Origin of the sequence: Methanoculleus sp. (assembly GCF_030019085.1) — an archaeon.
Taxonomy (GTDB): Archaea; Halobacteriota; Methanomicrobia; order Methanomicrobiales; family Methanoculleaceae; genus Methanoculleus.
This window is the reverse complement of record NZ_JASEFJ010000014.1, coordinates 41443-49576: the sequence shown is the minus strand read 5'-3', so window position 1 is coordinate 49576 and position 8134 is coordinate 41443. Positions and strand designations below refer to the sequence as shown.

Genomic DNA, 8134 nt, shown 5'->3' with positions numbered 1-8134 from the left:
TGCTCGAGCAGGTGCTGCTCCGGCGCAAACGCGACATGATGGTGAAGGGTTTCGTCGTCCTTCTCGTGCCCATGCACGCTGCAATGATCGCCATCTTTGTCTTCCTTTTTGAGATCCTTCTCTCGATGTCCAATGCCGTTACAGATGTGATGAACTACTTCTCCGAGGCCTCAAGCGCCCTCTCGGGGGGCACCCCTTCTGGTGTTGGGGTATCCATGGGGATGTCCATGAACCTCTTTGTGAACTTCCCTGAAGACATCATGCGAACCTACGTGGTAACGATCCTCTTATTGCTGACCGTTGCAAACATCCTTGCCGGTAAGATTGTTATGGGCGGTGACCGCTACCTCTACTACTTCTTCACGAGCGTGCTCTGTGTGGCCACAGGTATCATATACATCATTGCACCGATCGTCGTGGGCATCTTCTTCTCCATTCCAGCACTTGTGGGGGTGGGATAGTGAGAGAGAGTCTCCGTCGCCCGCTCCTGTTCCTTATAACCGTCGGCACCGGTTCGCTGATCATCCTCTTCGATGCCACCCCCGAGGTTGTCGTTGCGGTCACCGTGCTCGCCGGTTTCCTTGCGCTTCTGGTCACCGGGGCGCTCAACCTTGCAGAACTGAAACCCTCAAATCTACGAGCCACGTTTTTGGGGTGGAGGAAGAAGAAGGAGAAGCCCGGCGCATCGACTGCAGCGGAAGAGAGGCCTGCCCCTGCTAAAAAAGGCCGGTTCTCCGGCATGCTCGGGACGTTCACAGCCTCGATCCGGGAGACGATCGCCCATGCCAGGTCATCAGATAGCGAGAAGAAGGAGCGTGCCGGGGAGATCGATACCATGCTCGACCGGGCGGTCGAGGGGGATGCTCCATCCCCGACCCCCGCTACCCCGAAACCCGACGGGAGCGTGACAGACCCTCTGGCCTCGCTTGCAGACCTTGACCTTGACTCGCTTGCCGATCTCGATCTCGACGGCGAAGGCCCCGACCTCGGGGGTTCGTTCTCGCCGGAGGATGTATCCCTCCTGTCCGCAGAGGATATGGATGCCGTATCTGAGATCCTGAAGACCCACCAGACCGACATTGAGGCACCGGGGGGTGGTGCCGGGGTTAACGTTCTTCCTCCGATATCAGCTGAGGTCCCGGAAATTCCTGTCGATGAGGGTATCCCGGACATCAGTATACTGAGAGACGAACTCTCCACGCTCGACGAACTGAACCCCGAGGAGATAGAGATCGAGGTCGAGGGCGAAGAAGAGGAAGAAGAGGAGGAACCTGCCCAGGAGGATGAGGCCGCGGTGGAGGAAGAAAAGGGGGAGGAGAAAGAGGATTTTGATATAGTTTCCTTTGCCTCCGGTGGCACGGTTGAGGATTCTCTGATCACCACACTGAAGGCTGACAGACGGAGGAAGAAGTTTGTCGAGGATATCAGCCTGCTGCGGGATTTGGGGGGGGAGAAAATTCCGGCGAAAGATCTGGCGGCGGAGCTTGAAGAGATTCTTGAGGCACTCCGATCACAACGGTGATACCATCCTGCGAGATACTGGTATATGGTAGGTGACGGACGCGATGATGAAGATGGTCCCGGCAAAGGTCGAACATGAAGGCAGGTGGGTCCCGACAAAGGTTGGCATAGCAGAGGACCGTTTCCGTATCGAGGCGCCTGTTGACCGGGAGATCCCCTACAGGTCGGTTGTCGATCTGGAGGAGAAGAAGAACCAGATTATTGTCGCCGTCGGCGGTGACGGCGAGACGGTCTACCAGATCGCGTCGGTCGAGAAGGTTCTTACCGTCTTAAAGAAGTTCATCATTACACAGGCAAGCGCCTATCGGTTGAACGCTTTCTTCATGTCACCTGCAATCCGTGGTGGCGTCCTCATACAGGATGCCAGATGGGAGAAGGGTGCGATCGCCGTCATGAAGACAGGGATCTGGTTTGTCAGCCAGGAGAAGCAGGTCTGCATCCCCCTCGATGAGGTGGCAAGCATCGAACTCACATCGCGGGAGATCCAGGGGAAGGACCTGGACGTTGTTAAGATCGACCACCTTGTCGAGAACGAGGTCGTGACAAGTTTTGTCCTCTGCCCGCTGACGACGCTCCAGGTCCTCTATAACTTCCTCAAAGAGGCGACGAGCGACACCGAGGTCAGCGAGGACCTGGATCCCATGACCGGCCAGGTGGCAATGCTTGTTTACAGCGGGATGGACTCAAGTGCCATCGAGAATATGCTCAAACTCTCGCACAGAGACCTCGATACCATCTACGATAAACTCATATCCACAGGTATGGCCGAGGTGCTCTACGTCAGAAAAGAGGTTCAATTAACCCCAAAAGGTGTCAGGTATATCTCAGAATCATTAAAATCGCCAATGGAGTGATGGTGCAGGACAGGCCATTCACGCAAATATATATTACCTTTTTTTCACAAATAAAGAATGAGTGGTGTTCGATGGGAAGGATTCTGATCGTCGATGATACTATGTTTATGAGGACTCTGCTAAAGAACATCCTCTTTTCCGGCGGGCACGACATCGTTGGTGAGGCGGCGGATGGAGCGGAGGCGGTCGCAAAGTATCAGGAGCTCAAACCGGACCTGGTCACAATGGACATTGTCATGCCAAAGGTGAACGGGATAGAGGCACTCAAGGCTATCCGGGCTACAGACCCCTCCGCAAAGGTCATAATGTGCACGGCGGTCGGCCAGGAGCAGATGGTCAAGCTTGCCGTCAAGAGCGGTGCAAAAGGATACATAGTCAAGCCGTTTCAGGCTCCAAAGGTCCTCGAAGAAGTCAAGAACGTTCTAAGTGCGTGACCATGATACGGGTTCTGATCGTCGACGACTCGCTCTTTATCCGGACGATACTCCGCGACCTGCTCAAAAGCGATCCGGGGATCGAGGTCGTCGGGACAGCGGTGAACGGCATCGATGCTCTCGATAAGATTGCGGAGTTAAACCCCGATGTTGTCACGCTGGATATCGAGATGCCCCGTATGGGCGGGCTTGAGGTGCTTGAAAACCTGCAGAGTCAGAGCAGGAGACCGAAGGTCCTGGTACTGAGCACGTTGACGTCCCGTAACGCCGATATGACCCACCAGGCACTGCGCCTCGGGGCGGACGATTTCATGCTCAAGCCAAAGGATGTCCCCAACGTTCGAGGCATCGAGAAAGAACTTGTTCAGAAGATCAGAAACCTCCTTCGTCTCCCGACAGTAGATAAACATCCTGAGATCAGACGGAAGGATGCGGAGACGATTGTGGTGATAGGGTCCTCGGCCGGTGGTCCTCCGATGCTTGACGTCCTGCTCTCGGGGCTGCCGCCCGATCTTCCTGCTGCTGTTGTCATAACCCAGCACATGCCCGAGGGGTTCACGGCATCGCTTGCTGAACGTCTGAACCGGGTCTCGGCCCTGCAGGTCAGGGAGACCCGGAATGGTGATAACCTTGAGGAAGGGGCGGTTCTGGTCTCAAAAGCCGGCGTCCACAGCGTCATATCAAGGGTTGCATCGAGCACCGGGAGTGTCCACGGTCGGATAGTTCATTCGACCGCCCCACCGGTCCATGCTGTCCGCCCCGCCGTCGATACGACCTTTACCTCAGCAGCGCATGTCTTTGGCCCCAGAACGGTCTCTGTTATCCTCTCGGGAATGGGGAGCGACGGTGGTGAAGGGACGCTTGCTGTGAAGAAGGCTGGCGGAACCACGATGGTTTGTGCAGAAGAGGACTGTCTTGTCTACGGGATGGCGCGTGCCGCCCTGGCAAGAGACTGTGTCGACCGGGTTGTTCCGCTGGAGAACCTTGCGCGCGAGATCACGCGAGCGGTCGGTCAGGTTGAGGTGGATCATGTTTGACGAAGAGGTATACCGGAAGCTGTTTGTCGAAGAGTCGCGGGAGAATCATGAGAACATCGTGAACAACCTCCTTGCCCTTGAGAGTGGGGAGGACCAGCAGACTGCCATCGACGAGATCTTCCGGTCGGCGCACACCCTCAAGGGGATGGCCGCTTCGATGGGCTTTGATGCAATGGAGCACCTCTGTCACTCGATGGAAGACGTCTTCTCACTCATCCGTAACGGCGGGCTGGAGGTGAGCCCGTCGCTTACCGACCTTCTGCTCACCTGCACCGACGTGATTGAGGGAATGCTTGATGCCATCGAAGCCGGGGAGAACCCATCAGACGAGCAGTCCGGGCCTCTGGTGCAGGAACTTATGGCGTTTGCCGAGGAGGGATCGCCGGTCGAAGACCTCATCCCTCCCTCTCCCACATCCCCTCCAGAACCCCCACGCGAACCCTCCAGAGAGGTGGGGGGTTCTCCGGTCTACAGGATGAAGGTCGCTGTCGACCCGACAAGCACCATGAAGGACGTAAGAGCGATGCTGCTCCTGCAGAACCTGGAAGATATCGGGAAGATCCGCTCGACGACTCCCTCCCGCGATAAGATCGAGGATGGAATCTTCGACGGAACGTTTGAGGTTGTCGTCGAGAGCGATGCAGGGGAGGACGCGCTTCGTACGATTGCTTCTGGCACGGAACTATCTCTTCTTGCACTCTCTCCGCTGGAATCGTATCTGGCGGCAGAGAGTATGGATGCCCATGAACCCGTAGAGACGCCGGAGTCCCCCCGGGCGCCGGCACCGCAGGTGCAGAAGACGGCAAGGCCCGAGAAGATCAGGGAGATCAAGAATATCCGTGTCGATATCGAGCGGCTTGACCGGATGATGAACCTGGTGGAGGATCTGGTTATCAATCGCGGCAGGCTCGAGCAGATCGCGAAGAAGCATGGTATCAAGGAGTTCGACGAGGCTCTGAGCATGATCGGGCGTTCGGTCTCCGACCTCCAGAACCTGATGATGGGGATCAGGATGATGCCGCTTGAGCGTATATTCAACCGTTTCCCGAGGGTAGTGCGGGACGTGGCAAACCATGATGGGAAGGAGGTTGAGTTCATAGTTGAGGGCGGTGAGACCGAACTTGACAGGAGCATGATGGATGGGCTCTCGGACCCGCTCCTGCATATCATCAGGAACGCTGTGAACCACGGTATAGAGACACCGGAGGCCCGGAAAGCCGCGGGCAAACCTGTAAAGGGGTTGGTACGGCTGACAGCCCGCAGGGACAAGGACAACGTTATAATAAACGTCGAAGACGATGGTGCGGGCATCGATCCCGAGAAACTCCGGAAGAAGGCCGTTGAAAAAGGGTTTCTCACACCCGAGGCGGCGGCCAGCGCAACGAAGGACGAACTTATTGCTCTCTTATTTGAACCGGGGTTCAGCACGTCCGACGTCATCAACGATATCAGTGGCAGGGGAGTCGGGCTTGATGTGGTTAAGAAGACGATCGAGTCGCTCAAGGGCACGATCAAGGTCGAGAGCGAGCCTGGTAGAGGAACTAAGTTCGAGCTTGTTCTGCCACCGACGATGGCGATCATCGATGTCATGATGGTGCGTATCAACGGGAGGCGGTGTGCCATCCCGGTGAGCAACGTTGTCGAGGTGGCACATGCAAAGCCGGAGGCGATCCATCGGATCGGCAACTCCGATGCGATCCTGCTACGTGATCAGACCCTTCCGCTGTATCGTCTGGAGGATATGTTCGGCCGGGCGGAGAAGGGCGATACACTGATCGTGCTGCAGAATGATGGCAGGAGGTGCTGCATAGTCGTCGATTATGTTGATGGCCAGCAAGAGGTTGTGGTGAAACCGCTCTCGAGGATCGCAGGCTATTGCCGCGGTATCAGCGGTGTTACCATACCCGGGGACGGTGATGTTGTGCCGGTACTCGATGTAAATACAATGATTTAGGAGAGGTTTTCATGGAACTTGATCCTGTTTGGAAAGACGCGCTGACGGAGTTCGGGAACATCGGCGCGGCGCACGCGGCGACGAGTCTGTCACAGATGTTGATGAGCCCGGTTGAGATGACGGTGCCGGAGGTACTGGCCATCGATATCGCCGACCTCCACAAGTATATCAGTAACGAGATCTCTGCCATGGTTGTCTTCCAGATCCAGGGTGAGATCGCGGAAGGCGGCTATATCGTTGTCAGCATGCCCCGGCAGACGATCATCCAGCTGACAAATCAGATGCTTGGTATGGGCGATACCGATCGCGAGATCAACGAGATGGATCAGAGCGCTGCGATCGAGATCGGGAACATCATGATATCGGCGTTCCTGGATGCAACCGCCGAACTGCTGGGGATAGTTATGCTGCCTTCGCCACCAGCGCTGGCCATCGATATGGCGCATGCTGCTTTTGAGTCCATCGTTGCCCAGGTGACCACCGATGTGAACAGTGTCCTGATCTTCAACACCGAGCTCATGAGCGAGGCGCCCCCTGTCTATGGGAGCATCTACATGCTCCCTAATGTAGAACTTGCCGATCAGTTGTTCCGGATGCTGGAACGGCTGATGGAACCACCCTCCTAGCCGGCCCGCGGATAATAACATGGAGAACGATTTTTTTGGAGAGGAGACGGCAGTTATCCTGGGGCTCGGTGAACACCGTGTTGGGAACTATCCGATGGCAACGATCGGGCTTGGTTCCTGCATCGCGCTCATCCTGTATGACCGGCGGCGTTTGATTGCGGGTCTCGCTCACATAATGCTTCCCGAAAGCCGCGGGAGCGTCGATCGTCCTGGCAAATTTGCGGATACTGCCACGAATGTCCTTCTCGATGAGATGGAGAGCCAGGGATGCACCAGAAACACGATCGCTGCGTTTGTCGTCGGTGGTGCGAGCATGTTTGTATTCTCGGCGAACTCGCTGAACATCGGCGAACGGAACATTGCTGCGGTTAAGGAGAATCTGCAGAAACAGAGGATCAGGATCGACTACGAGGAGACAGGCGGAAAGGTCGGTCGCTCGGTCTACTTCTGGCCCGAGGGGAAAGGCCGCCTCGTCATCAAGAGGGCGGATGGAACATGCAGCCAGGTCTGATCCTAGCCCATCTTCTTCTGGCATCTCTCCTGATTATTCCACCATCTTCTGGTATATATATCGCGGCTCCTGACCACGCCTCCTCCATCGCCTCTGCGGACGTCAAGGACGTGATCAATGGGCGGTACGGGGATGTCATCTTTGCGACCGCCGAGGGTCTCTCCATCTACACTGCAAGTGGGACGTGGTATTCGGTCAACGCCAGGAACCCTCGCCAGACAGACTACGGTTTTCTCGAACCGCTGGACAACATGGTGACCGCTCTTGCCCTCGACCCGGATGGTCACCTCTGGCTCGGGTATTCCTGCGGGCTGCAGATGGGGAACGGGACGGGATATCGTGCAATCCAGGACCAGGATCACCTCAAGAACCTGAACATCAACTGTATCAGGCGATGGGATGACGAGGTCTGGGTCGCCACCGGGAGTGCGGGTCTGCATCACTGGCATGACGGTGTCTGGACGTGGTATAAACCCGGTGGACCCGAGGGAGCAGGGTTTTATACCGTTGTGAGCATGGTGGTCGATGCCGGGAGCGATGCGCTGGTCATCGATTCTGAGAACGAGGGCGTCTGGGTGCTAAAAGATCGAAAAGGCAATCTCCGGTTTGAACAGGTCTTTTTTGGGGACGATCCGCTACTCACAATCTCCGGGGTGCGGGTCGACCCCTTCGGTGGGGTCTACCTTTTCAACCGCACAACAGTTCTCCATTACTCTCCTGATGGGGGGGTCACCCGTGTTCTCAACGCCTCAGACCTGAACACGTTTCCGGTAAGGATCAACGATGTCGCGGCAACACGTGATGGGACGCTTCTCATTGCATCTGATAACGGCATATACGGGTTGAACTCTTCCGGCGTCGTGCTACATCTGACGTCGAGTGATGGTATCCGGAAAAACTTTGTCAAGAGACTCTTCGTCGATGCTTACGGGCGTTGCTGGTTTGTTGTTCCCGGCCACGTTGGCTACATCCCACCGCTCCAGCGATACCCGACAATTCAGGTGCTGTAACGGGGGAGGCGGCGCCTGTTCTATCCCTCTCCCCTGATTGGCGATTCTCCATCGATACAGTGCCCTGGAGGATGTCTCCAGCGTTACGGTGCGACCCTCCCCCTTGCACGGCCATCCGGGTCTATCGCAGATCACTGCCCGCCCCCGGGGGGGGCGGGAGGAGGCCGTGGTAGCGGCCGGGAGGTGG

At 56.7% G+C, this 8134-nt stretch carries 8 protein-coding genes and 1 pseudogene; all 9 read left to right on the top strand.

Translation table 11 applies throughout. From position 1 onward, the window contains the following. Window positions 1–461, top strand: a pseudogene (locus tag QMC91_RS07160) (flagellar assembly protein FlaJ); the annotation flags it as partial. After that, entirely contained in the window at window positions 461–1522 is a 1062-nt protein-coding gene (locus tag QMC91_RS07155) for a hypothetical protein (protein WP_300237180.1), read from the top strand. The pseudogene QMC91_RS07160 and the gene QMC91_RS07155, both read left to right, overlap by 1 nt. Window positions 1523–1568: 46 nt before the next feature. Then, on the top strand, window positions 1569–2375 hold the full coding sequence (locus QMC91_RS07150) for a CheF family chemotaxis protein (RefSeq protein ID WP_300237185.1): 807 nt from the start codon (window positions 1569–1571) through the stop codon (window positions 2373–2375). A gap of 71 nt (window positions 2376–2446) precedes the next feature. Continuing rightward, the gene (locus QMC91_RS07145; protein ID WP_300237178.1) at window positions 2447–2809 is read left to right on the top strand and encodes a response regulator; all 363 of its coding nucleotides are present in this window, start codon (window positions 2447–2449) and stop codon (window positions 2807–2809) included. Between the two features lie 2 nt (window positions 2810–2811). Next, window positions 2812–3846 (top strand): chemotaxis-specific protein-glutamate methyltransferase CheB, encoded by a 1035-nt coding sequence (gene cheB, locus QMC91_RS07140; protein ID WP_300237176.1) that lies wholly within the window; start codon window positions 2812–2814, stop codon window positions 3844–3846. Further along, window positions 3839–5800, top strand: coding sequence for a chemotaxis protein CheA (locus QMC91_RS07135; protein ID WP_300237174.1), 1962 nt, complete (start codon window positions 3839–3841; stop codon window positions 5798–5800). Before cheB ends, QMC91_RS07135 begins: the two co-directional genes overlap by 8 nt. 11 nt (window positions 5801–5811) lie before the next feature. Further along, on the top strand, window positions 5812–6426 hold the full coding sequence (locus QMC91_RS07130; RefSeq protein ID WP_300237172.1) for a chemotaxis protein CheC: 615 nt from the start codon (window positions 5812–5814) through the stop codon (window positions 6424–6426). A gap of 19 nt (window positions 6427–6445) precedes the next feature. Beyond that, window positions 6446–6937, top strand: a complete 492-nt coding sequence (locus QMC91_RS07125) for a chemotaxis protein CheD (RefSeq protein WP_300237171.1) — start codon at window positions 6446–6448, stop codon at window positions 6935–6937. After that, window positions 6922–7947 carry a two-component regulator propeller domain-containing protein gene (locus tag QMC91_RS07120; RefSeq protein ID WP_300237169.1) on the top strand — a complete coding sequence of 342 codons (1026 nt, stop codon included), beginning with the start codon at window positions 6922–6924 and terminating at the stop codon, window positions 7945–7947. Before QMC91_RS07125 ends, QMC91_RS07120 begins: the two co-directional genes overlap by 16 nt. Window positions 7948–8134: the final 187 nt, after the last annotated feature.

Coding starts and splice junctions, on each gene's coding strand:
- QMC91_RS07150 (WP_300237185.1), top strand. CDS start 1,569: ATGAAGATGGTCCCGGCAAAGGTCGAACATGAAGGCAGGTGGGTCCCG.
- QMC91_RS07145 (WP_300237178.1), top strand. CDS start 2,447: ATGGGAAGGATTCTGATCGTCGATGATACTATGTTTATGAGGACTCTG.
- QMC91_RS07120 (WP_300237169.1), top strand. CDS start 6,922: ATGCAGCCAGGTCTGATCCTAGCCCATCTTCTTCTGGCATCTCTCCTG.
- cheB (WP_300237176.1), top strand. CDS start 2,812: ATGATACGGGTTCTGATCGTCGACGACTCGCTCTTTATCCGGACGATA.
- QMC91_RS07135 (WP_300237174.1), top strand. CDS start 3,839: ATGTTTGACGAAGAGGTATACCGGAAGCTGTTTGTCGAAGAGTCGCGG.
- QMC91_RS07125 (WP_300237171.1), top strand. CDS start 6,446: ATGGAGAACGATTTTTTTGGAGAGGAGACGGCAGTTATCCTGGGGCTC.
- QMC91_RS07130 (WP_300237172.1), top strand. CDS start 5,812: ATGGAACTTGATCCTGTTTGGAAAGACGCGCTGACGGAGTTCGGGAAC.